The organism is Mycobacterium sp. 1274756.6, assembly GCF_001668625.1.
In the GTDB taxonomy this organism is placed as follows: domain Bacteria; phylum Actinomycetota; class Actinomycetes; order Mycobacteriales; family Mycobacteriaceae; genus Mycobacterium.
On sequence record NZ_LZLJ01000067.1, the window covers coordinates 40,668 to 62,019 of the forward strand.

Consider the following 21,352-nt stretch of genomic DNA (forward strand, 5'->3'; position numbering starts at 1 on the left):
TCTCCGGAGGGACGACGCGTCACTGTCGACTCTCGGACGCGGTTCTCAGCCGGTGGTGGCGAGGTCCGCCAGGGCGGCGGATCGTCGCGCTGGTTCCCTCATCGCCGGGAACAAACGCCGTTCACCACGGCTTGGGGCAGCCTCCCGGCCCCTTGAGGGTCTCGGCTGCGTTGAAGACGTCCGGGCAGAACGTCCACGCCGAGGGCGGCGGCGGTGCCCACAGCGGGCAGATCTCGTCGGCGATCAGGTTGTGGCCGAGGCAGGGGACGGTGAGCACCATTCGCTTGGTGATGCAGGTGCCGTCCGATCCGAGGCTTTGGCCCTGCGGGCAGGCCGGCGGCCCATCCGGCGGTTTCGGTGGGTCATCCGGCGGTTTCGGCGGCCCATCCGGCGGTTTCGGCGGGTCAAGCGGCGGGCCGATCGGGGGGTCGACCGGCGGCTGCGCCTGGTTGGCGAGCTTCCTCGATTCGGCCGCGGCGTTGTCGGCCCGGGCTTGCTCGCGCACGTCGGGGGTCACGCAGACCGCGTCGCCCCCGAACGCCTCCCGCCACACGAAGCCCTGCTTACAGGTGTTGGGACCGTACTCCCCGCCGTTGGGTTCCCGATTCGCGGCGCCGTCGGCGTTTTGTTGGGCGGTCGCGTCACGGATCGCCGGGGTGACGCACACGTGATCGCCGGGGCGACCGTCGCGCCAGACATACCCGTCAATGCAGGTGTCGGGACCGTAGGGCAACGGTTCGGCCAGCACCGGTGCCTGGCCGGCGGCGGCCGCCAGCACCGCAAGTGAAAACGTCGACGAAATCAGCACGCGCAGTCTGTGAGGCGCCATGACATCCCTCCTGATTGGGTGCGGGACACCGCACACCGACATCTGATACGTCGACTTTCCGACGAGGCAGATCTCGGCAACATCGGCCAAAGCGCGTAGAAAGCGGTGTGCGGGGTCGTATGTCTGCCTACTAAGAGCGCCCCGCGGAACCCGTACGGACCGCCGGGTCGAGGTCCCGGTGCGCGAGGGCAGCGCGACCGATCAGCGCAGCCCCGGTGTTATCCCAGACGCAATTGCACCCTGCCGTGTCGGTTCATTGGGGCTCGATCAGCTGAAACGACGGGCCTGGCCTCAAATCTCAATTCGGCCGTTTCGCGCCGCATCGGGATGGGGGGCGGACCGCTGTCACTCCTGGGCGGGTTTTTGGAACGTGTACACGCGGTACTGGGCGAAGCCCAGCTTGGACAGCCACTTCATCCACCGAGTGCCGCCGAGCATCACCTTCTGGATCTCGGCCGACCCCTGCTCGCGTAGGAACCCGATGATGAACGGATAGGTCGGCATCGTGTGCTTGCGGATGTTGCGGTTGGCCTCAAGCCGAAGACCCGCGCGTTTGCCCATCCCCCGGTAGGACCGCAACGGCAGATTCCCCAGCGTTCCGTAGGATTTCGCAATCCGGCTGCGAATCACCATCCAGAACGGAGTCTTGCCGAAGAACGACATGGTCGGCACGAAATCCGAGACCGCCAGGTAGCCGCCGGGCTTGAGCACCCGGGCGGCTTCGGCGAGAAATTTGGCCCGGGACGGGAAGTGGAAGATGCATTCGACGGCCAGGATCCGGTCGAAAGAGTTGTCCTCGAACGGGAGCGCGCAGGCGTCGCCCTCAACCCAGTCGACGGCGTTGCCGTTGGCAGCGCGGGTCTGCGCCTCCGCCGCGGCGAGCTGGCGCGGATCGATGTTCAAGCCGACGAGGTCCATGCCGGAATGTTCGGCGTTGAGCTGCTGGATGGTGCCGCCGAATCCGCAGCCGACGTCCAACAGACGCTGCCCGTCGGCGACCTTGCTGGCCTCGAAGAGCACGCGATTCATCTGCGCCATGGCTGCGATGTAGTCGTCGCGGGTGCCGTCGGCGTCCTTGGGGTTTTCCCAATAGCCCCAGTGCACCTGGCTTTCCCAGAGTTGCCCGACTTCGCCCCCGCTCTGCTGTTCATCGATAAGCATGTCGAAATACGGAAGCTTTGCCATTCGCGGACCGTACCACGCTGCGAGCCGACCGCCGGGAAGATCGGCTCGGACATCGATTCGCGTCGAATTCACCGCCGGGATAACGCCGTTGAGCGACGACCGACGATCACCGCCATGGCCGTGTTGCCACGAAATGCCAGCGGAAATTGTTCAAAGGGTGGGCAGGAATTCGGCTAACGCCAAGATCATCACCACCACCATGGCGAGTCCGATAAGCCCGCCGACCGGAATCATGCTTACGCACACGGCCACCCAGATGAGCAGCCTCGGCCATTCGAACGGCTGATTGCCGACCACACCGCCGCGACGTTCCCGCAGCAGGTGGTACACCGCCCACACCGCCGCGCCTGCGGCCGCGGCGCCGATGATCCGCAACCCGACCGGGGTGGCCAACACTGCGATGGCCGCCACGATGGCCACGGCGGTGATCCGCGTCCACACCGTGGTCCGAAGCTCGTCGAGTCGGGTGATCGTTGCGCCTTCGAACAGCCGGTTCGGTTCGCTGCGGTAGCGCGACGGCCGTCCCTCGATGCCGAGCAGCCACCACACCCACCGCGACCAAGGGTTGCGCAGACCGAGATCGGCGGCCACCCGCCGTACATCGGCAGCGCACTCCACCAACATCTGCCGGGAGAATTCGCTTCGCCAATAGGCGGCCTTGAAAACCCGGCGCGGTACCCCGAATTGCCGAGCGAATGACCGCGGTGGGGTGAATATCTCGCCCATCAGCCAACGCAGGATGAGCGGGAACATGATCGCGTAGGCGGCCCGCTTGAGCCGCCCCACCGTTCGCACCTGTTGGGCCAGATAGTCCTCGGCGAAAGTGATATGGCGGGCCTCTTCGGCCAAGTGGATGTAATGAACCTTGCTCAGTAGCGGCGGGATCTGCGATGCGCCGCGAAGGACCAGCGTCTGCTGGTAATTGATGGGTTGTTCACCGCCGAGCACGGCGATGAACAGGACGGTCTTGAGGTAGCCGATGACGAAGCTGGCGATCGGTCCCAGGATTCGCGACATCCGCCGCATTCCGGGCACGTCTTGACCGTTGCGGTTGATGAACTCCTGGAACATCTGGATGTGGTTGCATTCGTCGGTGACCTCGTGCATGAGATACCGGAACGCCGGATGGGTGTTGGGCAGCTTGCCAGCCCGGTGGATCACGCTGCGGATCAGGATCATCTCGAACTGAATCCCGACCTTGCACATGTTGGCGATGATCCAGCGGCCCATGTCCACCCGTTTTTGCAGCGGCTGCTCGGCGTACCAGTCGGTCGCCGCGAGGGGGCTGGTGTGCCGGTGCAGTTCCCACCGGGGGTCGGTCGGGTCGAGGGTGTTCTCGGCCGCGTCCCAGTCGATGTCAACGAACGGGTCGAACCGCAGGCGCACTGTGGCCTGCGAGAGGGCTTCCACCCGCTGGGCGTAGTGGTCCGCCGACGCGTCCTCCGCGCGCATGACCACCGCCTTCCCAGCCCCCGCCTGACCGCAGTTCCTGCTGAGAATAGCAAGCTGTGATCTTCCTCACCGGAACATGGTCGGTGTGGCGTAGGTGGCGTAGGTCGGCTGTTCTTGCGCGGCGCGCACCGTTGGCGGTCGTCCCCCGCTGTTGGCGGCCATCACCATGATTCGGCGAGTTCGGGTCGCAGCGTGCGCATACCGCGCACTGAGTCCAGCACGACGTGCCCGGCCATCCGGCCCGCCGAGTACGCCATCCGCGGGCCTTCGTGATCGGGCAGCAGCACCGCGTAATTGCGCGCCAGCAGGAGCGGCAGCAGCGACGGGACATCGACGTACACGCCGTGGGCGATCTGGTACGACGGTGCGGACTTCAGACCAAGGGAATTGATCGGCTGGTTGCGCACCACGACCAGTCGCGGCCCGCTGCCCCGCCAGGGGCGGTGCGGTTCGATCAGCGTGGCGGTCACCGGCACGGCGTGGCCCGCGGTGTCGGTGCAGCGCACCATGAACCGGTGGGCGGCTGCGCCGAGGATCGGCAGCCGCGGTGACACCGGCTCGACGCGGACGATCTCGCCGTTGGCGAGGGCGCTGAGATCACCCGGCGCGGAATAGAAACCCTTGTTTGCGATCGGCGTGGGCAGGATCGCGGCGTGCCGATTGGCGTTTTGTTCGTCGGGGAGCCGATTGCTTGCCCAGTCGTTGAGTCGCCGGATCACCGCGGGGCTGCGCAGCGCCGCGGCCGGTCCGGCGACGGCGGCTACCGCGGTGCTTGACCCTACGAGCGTGGCAGCCGCCGGAGCAGAGTCGGACGGCTTCGCCATGGTCTTCTCCTGGGTTGGGTTCGCCGCAACGGGGAAGTGCTTTCACCAGCGACGTCCCGTCAGGTGAGGTGACCGCACCGGTACCGGATCAGCTTCAGTAGCGGTCACTCCCCGATGACGAATTCGCCCGTATTCGGAGCGGCCTTTTCAATGATCGGGTGGGCGTTGTGTGCGCAGTCCTGGGCCGCGAGGAGTCGCCTCCTAGGGCGTTCGTCACCATCCGTCAAGTAGGCCTAGTCACCACCGAACCCAATCGCCGGAGGGCGCCCCGGCAACACGGGGCGCCCTCGCCGACTTCAGGCTCAAAAGCCCAGTAACGCACCGACCAAGTTGGGAAGCAGTTCGATCCCCAAGACCGTCGGGTCGAACAGTCCACCAAGGTTGCCCACGTCCAGCAAGCCGCCCACGGTGGAGAGGTCCAAGCCCAACGATTCGAGTCCGAGAGCGGAGGTCAACATTCCAAGCCAACCTCGCTCGCCGAGCAGCCAGGTCAACTGGAAGTTGTTCCACATGTGCTCTGGCAACTCGCCGAACTGGGTGATGATCTCGTTCCACGGCCCGGGCACGGTGCCGTTGATCTCCTTGGCGAGTTCTTGCGGAGCCCAGTTCACCAACGCCGGAACAAGGCCACCAAATTTGGTGCCGGTGTACTCGGGGGCGAGTTCGATTTCTCCGCCCAGAAAGCTCATCGGGTTTGGCTTGAGGCCAGGAAGGATGCCCCCGACACAGCCCGGCTGCAACGAGCAAGGCGCATACCACGGAAACTTAGTGACTGGCGCAATCTCGTCGAAAGCGATCCCTCCCCCAGTGTATTCGAGAGTCGCACCGATATAGGGATTCTGCATCGGGGCAAGCAAGCCGTTGAGCGGGAAGTTCGCGTCGATCGATTTCACGCCGACCGAACCAAGGTCTCCGCGAGCAGTCAGAATTGCATGAGACAGCGGGTCCTTCAGCAGGTTGTAGTTAGGGTTCGGGAAGGGGATGCCGTTGACGGTCGGCAGGTCGATCGTTGGCAGCGAGTTCAATTGTCCGGCATCCATTCCCAGGAAGCTCAGCACATCGAAGATGCTAATTCCCTGGCCATTGAGGAATGCATCCGTCGTCGTGGCCGGCGAAATCAGCAAGGTGGTTGCTGCAGCTTGCCAGTTTTGAGCATCGACGGCGTCGCCGAAAGCGGTGGCGTTCTCCATCAAGGCCTTGATTCCATGGTACGGCGCTCCGATCGCATCGATAGCCAACGCGGTCGGCATCCCTGCCTGAATGCCCCAGCTGCCGACTGCGTCATCAGCGAGACCCTGCAGCATCGGGATGAGATTGATCGTAGAGCCGCCACCGAAGAACATTCCAAGCAACTCAAGAAGGGGTGGCGCGTTGATCTGGCCGACCAGGTTGTCGAGATCGAGTGAAACCGATGTGTCCGTCAGAGCCCGGGCGACGTTGAGGAAGTTCTGCGCCATGGTCCGTGGAGCAATGTCGATGGCTTCCGAGAGAGCGTCGAGGTCGCCGGCTTGCAAGGCCGCAACGATTCCTGCGCCGAAACCAGTGTGATTGTCAAGTACCTGACTCAGCAACGGTGCCGGGTTCGCGAACCGTTCAGTGGCGATAGCCTCCAGGTTGCCCCAGGTGTTCGTCGCCAAGTCGGAATACGGATTGATCAGGTCGTCAAATGCCGAGGTGAGGTGAACCGCGCGCGCTTGGACGTCGAGTAGTGGTTGCGCGGCGGCAACCGGAGTAACTGCGATCATCCCGGCTCCCGCCAGCGCCACGCCAGCGGTGGCCCATGGCCGGACTGTTGATTGCTGCACCTGATCTCCCCTGTTGTCATGATGGGACCCGTGATGGTCGCCACATTGCGACGAAGCTAGCTGAATGTTTCCTGAATTACAACAACATCGCTCAAGATCGCTTCGTGCGCGTCTCTTGCGACGTAGGCCCGATGACTTCCGAGATCGCCTGGTGCGCACGAAGGTTATCGGCGCGCCGCATAGACCCAGGAGCCGATAGCTCCACTCAGGGAGTCATAAGGTATGGTCCTTGGCGATGTGACGGCGGTAGCGCGATGACAAACGAGGTACTACTCACGATGCAACAGATGGCAGGCGCGTCGCGGGCGCGGATAACCGCCAGCGTCGCGATAACAGCCGCGAGCGTGATGGGGGCGGTTCCGCTTGTTACGCCTACTTCGACAGGGAGCTACTTCGCCGGCGTCGAACTCACCGCGAGCTTCGATCCGATTAGTCCATGGATCGACGTATTCATGGGCAGTGACGGCTCACCTGGGGCCCTCGCGAACGCCGAGTACCTCGTCGGGAAGGTCGTGAACGCACCGGCGTTCCCTGTGCTCCAGCAGGTCGGCGCCAACCAGATCGGCTACATGACGGGACTACTTGACGGGACGCAAACCGTAAGTGACGTCGCGCGAAGCATCGGTGGCAACTTTCAAGCCGCACTTCAAGCTCCTTTTGCCTATGACCCGAGCCTCCTCGGCGCACTCGACGGGACCGCCTCAGTCACACTCCTCAAAGGACTGTTCGGTGATCTCCTGCACTTCGACGTGACGACAGTCGGGCACAGAGAGATTTTCGATACGCTCCGCCTCCTTACAGTCGGAGACCCTTTGTTGCGCTCGGTTCTCGATTTCACTGCCTCACCGGCTAGTGGAATCCTGTACGGCGCCGTCGGCCCGATCCTCGGGCCCGGCCTTGCCTTCGGGCACGGCGTTCAGTCTGCTGTCGACAACCTTTCAGACCCCATCACTGCGCTGAACGATCTCGTCAACATTCCGGCGCACATGGCGGGTGCTGCGCTCAATGGAGGGGAGTCGCTCGACGTCGTTGATTTGGCAACGGCGCTCGGGCTGCCGAATGAAATTGCGATCGGCGAGATCCAGCTCCCGCTGCTGCCGAAGATGAGCCTGGTCAAAGGGATCTTTGATGCGTTAGGGCTGAAGACCGGTGGATTGCTTAGTCCGGCCGGGTCCTTGTTCAACGCGTTGGATTTTGCCGGCCGTGTCAACGTCCTGAACATCGGCAGTTTCTCGCTCGCGGAAGGTGGTTACGGCCTCCCCGGGCACGGGCCGGGAGCGGCCGGTACCCTGATCGGTCTCCCAGAGACCATCGCTAAAGCGCTTAACCCCGCTTGGTCCGGAGGCAACCCACTCATCGACGCCATCGCTGGGTTGTTCAATACCGGTCCGCTGAACACTTTCTTCCCAACCAGCCTGCTCAACGGCCCGCCGACGCTTCTGGGCCTGAGTTTGCTCGACTCGGTGGAACAGTCACTTGTTGAAGTCGCAGCGCTCCTGAGCCACGACCTGGCCTCCGAGTTAGCTGAGGTTTTCGGTGCTCAGGGTGTGGACGTGCTTGGGGCCGGCCTGCTCGGGAACCTGGCAGTTAGCATCCCTAGTCTGTTGCTCGGCCTTCTCGGCGGATAATCGGACCGTTCAGTCGCTCGCGGCTCAGCCGGCTATGGGCAAGTGGGGTCTCGGGTCCTGTCAATGGCCAGGTTGAAGTACCCGCTGGTAGCCAGATAAAAATACCCAGCCCGTGCGGTGGTTCCTAGTAGTGGTCGAGGCGCGCTCGTTGGTGCGAAGCGCACCAAACGCCACCGGAAGAAGGCCAGCACCGCGCCTAACAGAACAATCCGGCGCGGCTTGCCGGCGGACTGCCTTTGTTACGTTGCCAGGCCGCCTCGAGGCCGACGTGTTCGCTCGTGACGACATTGCCGACAGGTGCCGTCGTTCTCCAGAACGAGGACCGATAACGGCTCAGCGATTGCCTGGCCGGTTGCCCGCGAGAACGCCGAACGCTCGGTGTGCGAAGACGATTAGCTACGCGGTGAATCAACCAGGAGGAGCCGGATCGAGCATGACGACCCGGTTGCCTTGCCACTGGTACCGAACGCTGTGGACGGCGGCCGGTGCACACGCATTGCATGCCCCCGGAGTTTTGTAATTCAAAACTACGGTGTCATCAGTGGTCCGCGCGGTATTGAGAGACGTGAATCCGTAGGCTTTCGACGTGGCAGTGCCGAGGTAGGCGCCTTCATGAAACATCAGCGCCGTGATCGGTGAGCTACCGGTGGCTCTTTCGACGCTGACCAACGCAGTCGACAATGTCGCGCAACGGTCGAAGTTGCCGAGAACCGTTCCGGGATCGCTCGTCCATTTCCAGTCGGTGCCGGGGTATGGCAGCAGAGTGCTGACGGCAGAAGCGATCTCCGGCGCCGCTAGGTCGATGCCACAGCGGTCAGCTTTCGCACCCGGTACCGGGCTCGCGAGTGCCACTCCGGCCGCGAAAAACACCACGGCCCATAGCCTGAGCAGTCGCATGTTCAGTCTCCCTTCACGGCCTACGTTCACGAGTGGGGTTCCCACGTGCACCGCACTTCAGGATCATTGGCGTGCGGGCCGGCAGCGGCTATCGCGGCCCGCAGGACCGCGTCACGCCCTCCCCCCGATGCACCATGCGCACGATTCAGGGGCTGATCGCCATCCCAGACCACAGCAACGCAGTCGGGGCTGGAAGCAAGTAGCCGGCAGTCGTCGGCGCGCTGGAGCTGAGAGCACTGCGTCAGAGCCGTGATCTCTGCGGTTGCTTGGTCCGGCCCATAACCCCAATCCAACTGTTCGTGGCTGGGGGAACTCGCCGCAGCCACCCACCCGTCGTCTGCACGCGCCATCGGCACGGCGAAGACTCCCGCGGCCAGCCACACCGAAACATTGACTAGCACGGCTGGTGCAATTTTCCTCTTCTTCACCGCTACCTCCGGACGCCGCTGATCAAAACGAATAGACGTTCTCGATGCTCACGAACATGCCGTGACCTGTGTCGTCGCAGGCGAACCGAGTACCGTCGCTCGATGCGTTAACAGTCCAGCCCTTGACGCGGTAGGTCTTGCCGTAATCCAAGATCAGGTCTTTGTCCGGGCGGCCAGCCCCGATATTTCCCCCGTCCTCGAACCTGAAATTCCCGGCGCTATCGACCACTGCGTTGTGATAATGCAGCCCGGTACTCGTCAAGGGCGCTTGAAGGAAGCCGACGTTGTCCCACTGGTCAAACGGAGGCGACAGCGGGTCCGACGCTTCGCAGATGACAACCGGCCCTTTGGCCCCGGTCCCGGTGCCGTCTCCTGATACCAGGCAGCGGACCTTGCCGGACGTGGTGCGTACATACTGTGTGTCCGCTGCAGCAGATGAGGGCACCGGGCCGGCGACCATTAGCGAAACCGCCACCGCCATCGCCAAGGCGGTCGTCATCTTCCTTCGCATTTTCTCCCCCGCTTTGCCCGGTTACAGCCCGATGCTCAGGTCGAAGAAGTTAGCACCTCGGATCGATTGACAAGCTTGATTCTGTGAAAATGCTGTATTTCGCGAATGAAAGAGACTTGCACCGGTCGTTTTGTATGGCGGTGACATGTCCCAAGAACTCCCAGACGACGCGGCTCGAAGTCACTCCGCGCATGCCGGGGTGCCGACGCCAACTGGCTGCCTAGCCCCCCTGTAGGCGACCGACTTGACGTGGCTTACTGCGTTACCTGGAGGCGCCGGACGATCCGTCTGTTGTTGCGACATTGAACGCAGTCAACCCCGGAAGAAGCTGCGTAGTTTCCGGCCGCGCTCAACACCAATTCGGTTCGGAATACTCCACCCGGTTGCTCAAGTGTTCTAAGTCAGACGTTTGCTCAGGGCGGCCAGCATGCCCGAGGTTGCGTTTGCCACTTTCCGGGCGCGACGCTCGTTGACGCTGTTGCGTTTCTCATCAGCAGCGAGCCCGTGCAGGTGGTCGACGTTTCAAACCATGTCGACAAACGGTCAGGCCGTGGAGGCGCGCTCGCCGTAATATTTCGGCAAATCTACCCGAGGCATCGGCAAGAAGCTAGCGGGCGGCCCCTCCACGATCGAAGGGAGCCGCCCGCTCGAACGTTCCGTCGCTTTATGAGAGTTCGGCGCTCAGAGCAGCAGTTGGAGGAGAATCTGCGGCGCCGCCAACAACAGTGTTCCGATGTGGTCGAACAATATGTCAATACCGCCCGTATTACTGATAAACGTCCCCAACACACTCTGAAGCCCATCGCCCAGGTACGTTCCCAACGTGTTGATCCCGTTAGCGATGTCGGTCATACCTCCCGCTAGGAAGTTGTTGATGTCGCCGACTGCGTTCCCCAGAATATTCGTCGACAATAGTTGGTCGAGCACATCTGCTGCGGAGCTAAAGAGCCCGTCCGGGAGAGCGTTCATGCTCATCGCAGGAAGAAAACCGGTGTTCGTTACCGACTCCAACACGCCCAGCGGCGCCAAGGCCACCGAGAGTGGTCCGCCGACAGGGCTCAGCAATCCGGCAGAAAACGGCCCAAGTATGTCGGCTAGGAAATTGGGATAAGCCGCTCCACCCGTGAGAAAGACGTCAAGCAGGTGTTCGGGCGCACCAATCAGACTTCCGAGACCACCACCTGTGAACATGGCCGATAGCTCACTTAAAGGCCCTGCCACCGGCCCCACGATCCCGTTGGCGAACCCGGCAGCAAGCGAAGGCAACATGTTGAAGAGGCCCTGAAAATTACCACTCACAGTCGAAGTAATATTCCCAATGTTTGCCGGATCGGTGACCAAGGCCACCGGCAAGGCGAGAACAGTCCCAGCGAAAACACTGGGTTGCATAGCGATCGCAAATCCCGCTGATCCCAGATCGGTAAGGACATCTGAACCCAACCCGGCGAGTTGGATGTCTGGGACGTCGACGCGCGGCAAGAGCCCGCCACCAAGAGCCATGGGCGCCGCCGCAACCATCGACGCGGCCGCCAGTGCAACTCCCGCAGTGGCCCATGGGCGCCGCTCTGCATAAGTGGTCATCGGATCCCCTCCAATCCCAGAGAGCGGTCACTGTGACCGTCATCACTATGATTGTGGCGAAGCTGAGAGTTGACGTCAATACTCACAGCAGTCTATTTGTTGAATTTCATGGACGACTTAAACTTTTCAGTTCACACTCCTTAGTCGGCCGCCGGATGTCCCGGAGTCTGAAGCCAGGCAGATCGAGGGCGGGTCGGGCCGAGTTGCATGCGCGCGGCGCAACCCGCGGTCACCGACACCGCATCGGCGACGCCGCCAACCGCGGGCGCCGAAGAGCCCGTCGAGGCTTGACCGTGCACCGAAGCGACGCGAGCCAGCCCGCCTGCGACCGCAGCAGGCCCCCCGAGGGCGGTGATCACCGGGGTGAGAACCTCGACCTCGGCGGCGCGGTGCCCACACATTCGGTGATACCGGCACAGACGACGTTTAGCCCGCGCAGGGATTCCAGCATCTCGACCAGGCGGTCGATGGTCAGCCGGTCGGATTCGGGCGTGTTGCGGCCCGGGAACTCGCTCGGGTCGAGCACATCTACATCGACGTGCACATAGACGTGCGTAGCGTCGGCCAGCACCGCGGCCGGGTCCTCGGTCTCGATGCCCATGCCGCGGCGGCGGCCCGCGAGTATTCAGGTCCGATGCGCGTCGAACCGGGCGCCTCCGCAGCAGAGTAGGCCGCACGGAAAATCCAGCTCTTCTCCACCCCCGCCGCCCGCCAAAACCCTCATCCGCGACGCCTTTACCCGACCTTGACCGGCTGTTGAATCACCGCGCCGACGATGGGTGACGTGAGTATGCTTCAACCCGTGGAGCTGGGGGTTTTGGGGCCCCTTCAAGTCCGGCAGCGTGGCGCTGCGATCGCGATTCCGGGCGCGAAACCGCGCGCCATCCTGACGATGCTCGGACTGCACTGCGGCTCGCTGGTGCCGGCCGATGCACTCGTGGAACTGCTCTGGGGCGACGATCCGCCGCGTACCGCCGCCAAAGCCCTGCAGACTCACATCTCCACACTGCGCCGCGCCCTGGGCGACGGTGTGGTGCTGACCGAAGGAGGCGGCTGGTTTCTGGCCGGTGCCGAGGTCGATGTCTCGCGGTACCGGTTGGCCGCCCGACGGGCACGCGAGGCGACGGCCGCCGGCGATACCAGCCAGGCCGTAGCGTGCTTTGAGGAAGCGGTCGCGCTGTGGCGCGGGATCCCGGAACTGCCCGACGGGCGGCGGGGAACGTCGGAACGGACGCACTGGATCGAGGCCCACGCCGCGCTGGTGGAGGATCGCGCCGCTGCGCTGCTGGCGACGGGCCGCGCAGCGGAGATCATCGGCGAGCTCGAGACCGCCGTGGCCGAAGCACCGCTGCGCGAACGGCGCTGGGGCCAGCTGATGCTGGCCCTCTACCGCGCCGGCAGGCAGGGCGATGCCCTGGCCGCCTACCGGCGGGCGCGGGCCCAGTTGGCAGCTGAGTTGGGCGTCGACCCGGGACCCGAGCTGCGGCGGCTGGAGGCCGCGATCGTGGCCCAGGATGCCGCGCTGGACATCACTGTCGCGCAGCAGTTTCCGTCGGTGATGCGTGCCGTGACCTTTCTGCTCACCGACATCGAGGGCTCAACCGCCGCCTGGGAGGCCGACGCCGATGCCATGGCGCTGGCGCTCGCCCGCCACGACGGGTTGGTCGAACACGTCGTCACCGCGCGAGGTGGGCGGCTGATCAAAACGCGGGGCGAGGGTGATGCGACGTTCTCGGTCTTCGAGCGGCCGTCAGCGGCGGCGGCTGCGGCCGTCGAATTGCAAGAGGCGATCGGCTGCGAGCCCTGGACGCTGGCCGAGCCGATGCGAATCCGGGTGGCGCTGCACACCGGCGAGGTCGAGCTCCGGGATGGGGATTACTTCGGCCGGGCCGTCAACCGGGCGGCGCGGTTGCGGTCGCTGGCCGCCGGCGGCCAGATCCTGTGCTCCGGTGCGACCGCCGAGTTGGTCCTCGACGCCCTGCCCGACGACGTGGTGCTCACCGACTTGGGGATGCGCCAGCTGAAAAACCTGCCCCGCCCGGAGCATGTCTTCGAGTTGCGGGCGGACACCGGTGTCGACGCTACGCCGTCGCCGCTGGCCACCGCACCGGTGGAGCGTCCCGGGCTGCCCGCGGTACTGGACGGGCCCGGGCTGTTCGTCGGGCGCGACCGGGAACTGGACCGGCTTTCCGGGGCGTGGCAGGCTGCCCTCGCCGGTGGAGCGCATGCCGTGCTGATCGCCGGCGAACCCGGTGTCGGCAAGACCCGCTTGGCCGGTGAATGGTCCCGGCGCGCCCACCAGCAAGGCGCGATCGTGCTGTACGGCCGGTGCGACGAGGATCTGGGCGCGCCGTATCAGCCCTTCGCCGAAGTCCTGCGGGTGCTGGTGCCCTGCGTCGGGCCGGACCGGCTGCGCGGTTCACGCGGTGTGGAAGCGTTGCTTCCGCTCGTGCCGGGGCTGATCGATGTGCTGCCCGATCTGGCCGCGCCGACCCGGGCGGACCCCGATACCGAGCGCTACGCACTTTTCGACGCCGTCGTGGCGCTCCTGGCCGCGGTCTCAGCGAGCGCACCGGTGGTACTGGTCCTCGATGACCTGCACTGGGCGGCCAAACCGACGCTGCTGCTCTTGCGGCATCTCCTGCGCTTCGGCGAGCAATCGCGGGTGCAGATCGTCGGCACTTACCGCAGCACCGATCTCGACCGCTGCCATCCGCTGGCCGCAACGCTCACCGATCTGCACCGCGACGGCACGGCAGATCGCTTGCAGCTGAGCGGTCTCGACGAAAAGGACGTGACCGCCTATGTTGCCGACGCCGGCTACGACGACGATCTGGCCCGCGCGCTGGCGTCGGTCACCGGCGGCAACCCGTTCTTCTTGATCGAGGCGTTACGGCACGTCGACGAGAGCGGCGGCCGCTGGGATTCAAGCACCTTGCCTCAGGGCGTGCGGGAAGCCGTGAGCCGCCGGCTGTCCCGGCTCTCGCCGGTGACGAACAAGGCCCTGACGGCCGCCGCGGTCGTCGGCAGCCGGTTCGCGGTGGAACTGGTCGAGCAGGTGGTCGATGCGGATCTGGTGGACGCCTTCGACGAGGCGGGCCGAGCCGGGATTCTCATCGAGGAGCCGGCGGGCCGCTACCGGTTCAACCACGCCCTCATCCGCCAATCGTTGCTCGCCGAGTTGCCGTCGGTGCGGCGGATGCGGCTGCACCAGCGCATCGCCACAACGCTGGAGAACCAGCCCGGCGCCGTCGAGGAGTTGCTTGTGGAGTTGGCGTATCACTACTTCGAGTGCGCGTGGGCGGGCAACGCCGCCAAAGCGGTGGAATACTGTCGGCGTGCAGCGGACGAGGCGATGGCCCGCCTGGGCTACGAGGGCGCTGCCGACCTTTACGATCGGGCGCTGCACGCGCTGGAGGAGATCGACGACGAACTGCCCGACCGCGGTGAGCAGATCGCCGCGCTGCTGATCGCGCGGTGTGAGGCTCTGTTGGCCGCCGGTGACGTGGTGACCGCGTCCGGCGCGGTCGCCCAGCTGCAGGACGCAACCGCCGATTCCGCGCGGCTGTCAGCGTGGGCGACGTGCTTCGATGGCCAGCTGTCGATGCTGATCCATCCCGAGCGGCTCGACGTCGTCGTCGCCGCGCTGGATGCGGCCGCCGGCACACTGTCCCGCGTCGCCGACGCCGCCGGCGAAGCCAAAGCGCATACCGTCCGTGCCGGCTGTCTGGCCCGGCTGGGCCGGATCGGCGACTGCGAGATCGCCCTGGACGACGCCCTGACCGCGGCACGGCGCGCCGGTGAGCACCGCCGTGTGAACGCGGTGTTGCCGAATGCACCCTTGGCCGCGCTGTGGGGGCCCAACCCGGTTCCACGCGCCGGCGGGCGGTGTCTGGACGTGATACGGCTGCTGCGCATCACCACCGACTCGCCGGCGGTCGAGGCCACCTCCACGCGGTGCCAGGCTGTGTTGGAGGCCTTTCGCGGTCGCGCCGACGCCGCGCGGCGGATGATCGACTCGGCTCGGTGCATGGTCGCTGACCTTGGCTTGCGTCATGTGTTGCTGGAGGTTGAACAGTTCGCCGGAATCGTCGAGTTGATCGCCGGCGACCCCGCCGCGGCCGAACCGCATCTCCGGATGGCTTACAACGGCTTTCGCCGCCGGGGCTTGGACGCCGACACCGCGGAGACCGCCGCACTGTTGGGCCGGGCGTGTCTTGCGCTCGATCGGGATTTCGAGGCCGACGAACTATGCAGCGAGAGTGAGCGGCTTGCCGGACACGCGTTGAAGGCGTCGATCGCGTGGCGCACCCTTCGGGCGCAGCTGTTTTCGGGTGCCGGCGATCACGCCGAGGCCCGACGGATCGCCGAGGACGCCGTGGCCCTGGTCGAGCGCACCGACGCGTTGGTGGATCACGGCGACGCTTGCGTTGCGCTGGCAGGTGTATTGGCTGCCGCCGGCGATCATGCGGGTGCACGAGCCGCCGCCGAGCGAGCTGTCGGCCTGTACGAGAGAAAGGGCGCTGTCGCGCTCGCCGAAAAGGCCAAGGCCGTTCTCGGTGTGCGCATCGCGCTGCCCGCTGCAGCGCCACCCGATGCGCCGGTCGCCATACCGGAGACGGCCGCCGTGCGTACTGGCGAACGGGTGGTGTGTACCGCTAATAGCGGGGTCTTCGACGAGTTCGCGGCGCTGTATGCACCCGGATCGACCCTTGAGAGTCGCCGGAAGATCATCGGGTTCGGACAGGGGGACATCGCGTTCGATGACTGGCAACGTTACAACAGGACGATGCTCGAAGCCGGCGAGATGCGGTGCAGCTCCACCGTTATCGCCGTGCGCGGCGAGCGACTAGCTCTCGCACGCCTGTTGGTGGGCACTGCCGATGCCAGCCCGGGGGCCCCAGAAGACGAATTCCTCAACGTCTACGGCATCGACCAGGACGGTCGAATCGTGCAGCAGGTGTGGTTCGACCTGGACGACATCGGTGCCGCGACCGCGGAACTCGACGCTGCGTACGCGCGATGGGAGCCGTCACCTCCACAGCTGCGAGAGCCCGACAACGCGGCCCGCCGAACGTTTGAGCGCATGCAAGCGTGTTTCATCGCCCGCGACTGGGTCGGTTTGGCCGCGACGCTTGTCGAGGACTTCTCCAACGACGATCGCCGCCACGTGGTGAATGCGGGCGTCCAACGTGGCCGAGATGCGGTGATCGAAACGAAGCGATCGGCAGCCGACCTGGGGATCACCCATGCCACGGCAAACATCCTTGCCACCCGCGGCGACCGCCTCGTTCTTGCCCATGCGCGATACTCGCAGGGCGACGAACGACCGGAGACGTTCCGCGCAGAAACACTCCAGCTAGCCGAGATCGGAACCGATGAGCGCCTCGCGGCGATCATCGTGTTCGACGCGAACGACCTCGACTCCGCCATCGCCGAACTTGATGCGCGCTACCTCGCGGGCGAGGCGGCCGCCCATGGCCGCACCTGGTCGGCGATCACGCGAGCCTTCGATGCGTTCAACGGACACGGGCTTCCCGCGACGACACCGGACTGGGTGAACATCGATCACCGCCGGGGAAGGTCTTTTTCGGCCGGCGACCTGGTCCCGTACATCCACGCCACCTGGGAACTCATCCCGCACGCCAAGTTCGCTATCGAGGCAGTGCATCGGCTGAGTGATCGCGGAGCGGTCGTGACCGAGAGATGCCATGGAGCGTCGTCGGACGACTTCGACGCCGAGTGGGTCGAGGTCAACCTGCTGACCGTTGACGGCGACCTGATCGACCGCAGTGAGCTGTTCGACGAGGACGACCTCGACACAGCGATCGCGAGGTTCGAACAGCTCGGCCAGCCGATGCGGCAGTTGAGCAACGCCGCAAGTCAAGTGTCCGAGCGCTTCCTGGCGCACCTCGCCGCCGGCGAGTGGGAGGCCATGGCGGAGATATTGGCTGATGACTATTGCCACGACGATCGGCGAAGTGTCGTCAACGCCGGGATGCGGTACGGCCGCGATGCGGCGATCGCAAACATGTGTGCTGTCGCCGGCCTGTCGATCACGAACGTCATGGTTCCCGTCCTTGCGACTCGTGGCGAGCGCCTCGTGCTGTTCTGCAGTAGTTTTTCATTCCGAGATCAAGGTCCCGCGGCCTTCCTCAGCGAGCAACTCACGGTCGGGGAGATCAATGGGGATGGTCGGCTTGTAGCGAACGTCTCGTTCTCCTGCGACGCTATAGACGCCGCCATCGCCGAACTCGACACCCGCTACCTCGCCGGGGAGGCGGCACCGCACCGACAGACGTGGTCGGTGGTAGCGGCGGGTTACGCTGCGCTCAACAGGCGCGAATTACCGGCGACAACCCCGAATTTCGAGAATATCGATCATCGCCGCGGCGCCGGATTCGCGCCCGGCGGACTGCTCGAATACCTCCGTGCCGGGTGGGATCTCGACCAAGACATCCATCCGTATATCGAGGCGGTGCATCGGCTGAGTGAACTCGGCGCGGTCGTCACCCATGCGGCGGATGGGGCGTCCCACGAGGGCTTCGAGGCCGAGTGGCGCGAGGTCAGTCTTTTTACGATCGAGGGCGAGGTGTTCCGCCGCTGCGAGTTGTTCGACGAGGTGGACCTCGATGCTGCCCTTGCGGCGTTCGATGAGCTTGATCAGCGGGCCGATTGAGAACGGGACGTGTGCGGTGCCCCCAGGACTCCGCCGCGCACGCCAGCGCCTCGTAACCGTTGCGTTCGGCAGTCAGTCCGCCTGCGACCGCAGTAGGTCGCCGAGGGCGGTGATCACCGGGGTGAGAACCTCGACCTCGGCGGCGGTGCCCACACATTCGGTGATACCGGCACCGACGACGTTCAGTCCGCGCAGGGTGCCTAGCATCTCGACTAGACGCTCGATGGTCAGCCCGTCGGATTCGGGCATGTTGTGGCCCGGGAACTGGCTCGGGTCGAGCACGTCGACGTCGACGTGCACATAGACGTGGGTGGCGTCGGCCAGCACCGCGGCCGGATCCTCGGTCTCGGTGCCCATACCGCGGGCGATCATCTCCTTCTCCGCCGGGATCGCGCCCCGTGCGCCGATCAGCGCGACCTTGTCGCGGTCGACCGGCGGCGCGGCGGTCAAGGCCGGATCGCTCTCACCGAGCAGGCCGGCCAGCACCATCGCGTGGTACGCGCCGTCATGGGCGGTCTGCGGGGTCTTCAAATCCGGATGGGCGTCGAACCAGGCGACACCCAGGCCGGCACCGAAGCGCTCGCGCAGCACCCGGATCGGCTCGAACTCGACGCCACAATCACCCCCGATCGTCAGGATCGGCTCCTCGACACCGGCGATCGCCGCGCGCTGGGCCGACAGGTTCGGGCCGGTCAGGATCGCCCGGTTGGCCACACCGTCTTCACGCGGGGAGGTCTCGCCGGACTGCTCGACGGTAGTCACCGGCACCTGAAGGACGCGTCCGGCCAATTCAGCCAGCGCCCGACAGCCGTCCGGCATCTCCGGTGCGCGCGGGGTCATCGCTCCTTGGAACTGGGGGACAGCATGGATTCGCATGACCCGAGCCTACCGAGAGGCGAATGCAGCCGTTTTTTGAAACAATGCTTGACCTGCGGTTTTTGGGTAAGTTGGGCCGTGCGCTCGGGCAGCCGGCTGGGATGCCTTCGGCCGCGGCCAAGTGGACGCGCAATGCCCACGGCAGCAGCTCGCGCGACTACCGGGAAGCCACAGCCTTCTTGGCTGTCTCGATCAGATGAGTCGCCGCGCGGCCCATCTTCTTGCACTCCGCCGCCGAGATCGGCACGTGCGTATAGGTGGCCTTGTTTTTGAGGCCCACCAGGGTGGCGAGGTGACGCTCGGACCCACTGTCCGCCATTTTGAGCAAGGCGCGTGCCTCGTCGTGGCTGTCGGTGTTCGAGTGCACGCCGAGGCGCACGCAGCAGATCACATCCGCAGCGGCGATCCCGGCGCTCACGTAGAGGTCGGCGGCCGCGGTGGTATGGGTGTCCTCGGCCAACTCGGCGAGGTCGAGGACTCCGTCGCCTTGCTCATCCGTCCCGAGATGACGGCGGAGTCGCAGTCGCGTTGTCTGGCCATCAGGCCCGCCTCGGCGATGTGGGCACGGCCGCGCGCAGCTGCCGGTTGAACCAGGCTGGTTCCCCCGCGACGGTCAGGCCCTGTTTGGCCACGTCGCGAAGAAGTGGCTCGTCGGCAGCGGCCGAGGCGCGCAGTTCGTCCTCGGTGTACTCCACGATGCGGGCGTCGTTGCCGGTCCACGCGGTGACCGACCGAGACAGTTCGGCCACCCGCTGCTCCCAAACCTCGGTGTCCGCGACGGTAGCGCGCACCAGCAGCAGGTCGATGTCGCTGTCGAGCGTCATCTGCCCCGTTGCCGCTGAGCCGAACACCGCGGCGTAGGTGACGTCGCCACCCCATCCGGCGAAGTGCTCTTCGAGGCGGCGCAGGAAAGTGGCGGTCAGCTGAGCCAAGTCTCGGATGGGTTGGGTCGCCACGTGCTCGGTGTTGAGCCGGTATGTCCTAGTCCTTCCCACCTGGTTATCCAGTACCACGCCCTGGGCGCAGAGCCGCGTGAGCACCTTGCGGATGCCTTCGCCGGACACCGTGGTCAAGATTCGCTGAATCTGGGAGATCGTGAACGTGTCGTCAGCGCTGGCCAGGACCGCGAGCACGTCACCGTCCAGCGTGGGCGTCACCGTGGCGAGCGGCTTGTTGAACTGCATCGCGACCCCCCTGACTTCAACTAAAGTTAGAGCAACACAACTATAGTTGGAGTTCTGGGCGCTCGATGCTGGATTCGTCAGCCGAATGTCGCCGCGCGATCGCCAGCCCGCCGCATGCCCGAGACACACGTTGGGCACGCGACGGAAAACGAACAAAGATCGCGCTGTGGCACTCGCGGCTACTGCGATTGGCGCTGGCCGCCGAGGAAGCGGCCCGCTACTCGCACTGTTCTCGGTGGCCAGGGCCGGGATCGAACCGGCGACCTTCCGCTTTTCAGGCGGACGCTCGTACCAACTGAGCTACCTGGCCGGAAGGCACCGTTGTGCCTCGCCGTACTAAGCGACCCTGACGGGACTCGAACCCGCGACCTCCGCCGTGACAGGGCGGCGCGCTAACCAACTGCGCCACAGGGCCTTGCTGTGCTGCTCCGCTCCGCGGCGTCGCCGCGTCGCTTGTACCCCCTACGGGATTCGAACCCGCGCTACCGCCTTGAAAGGGCGGCGTCCTAGGCCGCTAGACGAAGGGGGCCAGAACCGAATCACTCCGGGGTACTCACAACGTGGTCTCGCTGGGAGCCTCGCTAGCTTAGGGCACAGTATGCCCAATCCTCAAACGAGCCCGCCAACCGGAGGCGTTATCCTGTTGCTCTTGCCCCTATAGCTCAGTTGGTAGAGCTACGGACTTTTAATCCGCAGGTCCCAGGTTCGAGTCCTGGTGGGGGCACTGATCGCGGCTCTACCGTCCGGTCCACTTGGCCCTAGCCGCACAGCGGACTGTGAACGCAATGACCCGCACTGACGCTAGAAACCGGGAGCTCAGCTCCGGTGACGGGCGGGCGTCCTACGATCCGCTCATGCCCGACACGACGTCGGCCCCGAAACTGAGCAAGCCCCCCACAGCGGCTTCACCCGATGCCGCGACCGCGTACAGCGCCGAGCCCCTCGACTACGACGACCCGACGAGTACCCCACCGAGCTTGATCGCGTCGCGCTCGTGGCGTGTCGCCTCCGGCATCGCCGCTCTACTGATCTCCCTCGGTGCTCTGACGGCAGTTCTAGCGTGGTTGGTCGGCCAGCCCGCCGCAGCTCCGCCGACGGTCCGTACCTCGGCCTCCATCGAGTTCCGTCACAGTAACGACAGAGGCGGTCACGGTCGTTGAAATGACGACAGTCATGGCAGCCCCACCGCCCGTTTCCGCCCCGCCTCCCGCGGCGGCCCTGAGTGCGAATGACCAGGTCTTTATCGAACTGCTGACCAGCGACGGATACCCCCCTCCCCAAAAAAAGCGCCGAGCAACCGTGGCGGGCCGCGGGGTCTGCGGGTCGCTCTCATACGGGACGACACCGGGCCGGGTGGTATCAAATTTCCAGGCCGACACAGGCGTTCCCTATGAGGTGGCAGTAGCGTTCACCGCCGATGCGATCGCGGCCTACTGTCCCGAGCGAATCCCGCGCTAGAGATAAATTCTGACC

At 65.1% G+C, this 21,352-nt stretch carries 14 protein-coding genes, 4 tRNA genes and 1 pseudogene; 4 read left to right on the forward strand and 15 right to left on the reverse strand.

Translation table 11 applies throughout. The features are described 5' to 3' along the window. Positions 1-121: 121 nt before the first annotated feature. The 5 genes and pseudogenes from A5643_RS18195 to A5643_RS10350 form a co-directional block, all read right to left on the reverse strand. Positions 122-829 carry a hypothetical protein gene (locus A5643_RS18195; RefSeq protein ID WP_156628741.1) on the reverse strand — a complete coding sequence of 236 codons (708 nt, stop codon included), beginning with the start codon at positions 827-829 and terminating at the stop codon, positions 122-124. A 345-nt stretch (positions 830-1,174) separates the two neighbouring features. Beyond that, a complete protein-coding gene (locus tag A5643_RS10335) occupies positions 1,175-2,014 on the reverse strand; it encodes a class I SAM-dependent methyltransferase (protein ID WP_066854587.1) in 840 nt (279 codons plus the stop codon). 150 nt (positions 2,015-2,164) lie between these two features. Beyond that, positions 2,165-3,466: an AurF N-oxygenase family protein gene (locus tag A5643_RS10340; RefSeq protein ID WP_066854723.1), complete on the reverse strand. Its 1,302-nt coding sequence runs from the start codon at positions 3,464-3,466 to the stop codon at positions 2,165-2,167. Between the two features lie 96 nt (positions 3,467-3,562). Beyond that, positions 3,563-4,290, reverse strand: a pseudogene (locus A5643_RS10345) (lipase family protein); the annotation flags it as partial. A 302-nt stretch (positions 4,291-4,592) separates the two neighbouring features. Beyond that, a complete protein-coding gene (locus A5643_RS10350) occupies positions 4,593-6,095 on the reverse strand; it encodes a hypothetical protein (RefSeq protein WP_156628742.1) in 1,503 nt (500 codons plus the stop codon). Positions 6,096-6,382: 287 nt separating this feature from the next. Here A5643_RS10350 and gjpA point away from each other — a divergent pair, with 287 nt between their 5' ends. Next, the gene (gene gjpA / locus A5643_RS10355; protein WP_197497700.1) at positions 6,383-7,723 is read left to right on the forward strand and encodes an outer membrane porin GjpA; all 1,341 of its coding nucleotides are present in this window, start codon (positions 6,383-6,385) and stop codon (positions 7,721-7,723) included. 408 nt (positions 7,724-8,131) lie between these two features. On the opposite strand, the gene A5643_RS17790 is transcribed toward gjpA, so the two are convergent. From A5643_RS17790 to A5643_RS18450, 4 genes are all read right to left on the reverse strand, one after another. Then, positions 8,132-8,620 carry an LppP/LprE family lipoprotein gene (locus A5643_RS17790; RefSeq protein WP_082948880.1) on the reverse strand — a complete coding sequence of 163 codons (489 nt, stop codon included), beginning with the start codon at positions 8,618-8,620 and terminating at the stop codon, positions 8,132-8,134. 450 nt (positions 8,621-9,070) lie between these two features. Next, positions 9,071-9,547: a hypothetical protein gene (locus tag A5643_RS10360; RefSeq protein ID WP_066854595.1), complete on the reverse strand. Its 477-nt coding sequence runs from the start codon at positions 9,545-9,547 to the stop codon at positions 9,071-9,073. Positions 9,548-10,240: 693 nt separating this feature from the next. Further along, entirely contained in the window at positions 10,241-11,140 is a 900-nt protein-coding gene (locus A5643_RS18205; RefSeq protein WP_156628745.1) for a hypothetical protein, read from the reverse strand. A 355-nt stretch (positions 11,141-11,495) separates the two neighbouring features. Then, positions 11,496-11,741, reverse strand: coding sequence for an arginase family protein (locus A5643_RS18450; RefSeq protein ID WP_066854600.1), 246 nt, complete (start codon positions 11,739-11,741; stop codon positions 11,496-11,498). Positions 11,742-11,942: 201 nt separating this feature from the next. On the opposite strand from A5643_RS18450, the gene A5643_RS10375 reads away from it, so the two are divergent. Further along, positions 11,943-17,819 carry an ATP-binding protein gene (locus tag A5643_RS10375; RefSeq protein ID WP_231995524.1) on the forward strand — a complete coding sequence of 1,959 codons (5,877 nt, stop codon included), beginning with the start codon at positions 11,943-11,945 and terminating at the stop codon, positions 17,817-17,819. A 72-nt stretch (positions 17,820-17,891) separates the two neighbouring features. On the opposite strand, the gene A5643_RS10380 is transcribed toward A5643_RS10375, so the two are convergent. The 6 genes from A5643_RS10380 to A5643_RS10405 all read right to left on the reverse strand — a co-directional run bounded on the left by A5643_RS10380 (position 17,892) and on the right by A5643_RS10405 (position 20,408). Beyond that, complete coding sequence (locus A5643_RS10380; RefSeq protein ID WP_066854602.1) at positions 17,892-18,695, reverse strand: arginase family protein; 804 nt, start codon at positions 18,693-18,695, stop codon at positions 17,892-17,894. Positions 18,696-18,852: 157 nt separating this feature from the next. Further along, positions 18,853-19,155, reverse strand: a complete 303-nt coding sequence (locus tag A5643_RS10385; protein ID WP_231995525.1) for a hypothetical protein — start codon at positions 19,153-19,155, stop codon at positions 18,853-18,855. Positions 19,156-19,234: 79 nt separating this feature from the next. After that, positions 19,235-19,879 carry a nucleotidyltransferase domain-containing protein gene (locus tag A5643_RS10390; protein ID WP_066854604.1) on the reverse strand — a complete coding sequence of 215 codons (645 nt, stop codon included), beginning with the start codon at positions 19,877-19,879 and terminating at the stop codon, positions 19,235-19,237. Positions 19,880-20,115: 236 nt separating this feature from the next. Further along, positions 20,116-20,189, reverse strand: a tRNA-Phe gene (locus tag A5643_RS10395). Between the two features lie 31 nt (positions 20,190-20,220). Further along, positions 20,221-20,294, reverse strand: a tRNA-Asp gene (locus A5643_RS10400). A 41-nt stretch (positions 20,295-20,335) separates the two neighbouring features. After that, positions 20,336-20,408: transfer RNA gene (locus tag A5643_RS10405), tRNA-Glu, on the reverse strand. 122 nt (positions 20,409-20,530) lie between these two features. On the opposite strand from A5643_RS10405, the gene A5643_RS10410 reads away from it, so the two are divergent. Together A5643_RS10410 and A5643_RS18930 are read left to right on the forward strand one after the other, a co-directional pair. Further along, positions 20,531-20,603 (forward strand) — tRNA-Lys (locus A5643_RS10410). 449 nt (positions 20,604-21,052) lie between these two features. Continuing rightward, positions 21,053-21,337 carry a DUF732 domain-containing protein gene (locus A5643_RS18930; RefSeq protein ID WP_353612567.1) on the forward strand — a complete coding sequence of 95 codons (285 nt, stop codon included), beginning with the start codon at positions 21,053-21,055 and terminating at the stop codon, positions 21,335-21,337. Positions 21,338-21,352 lie beyond the last annotated feature (15 nt).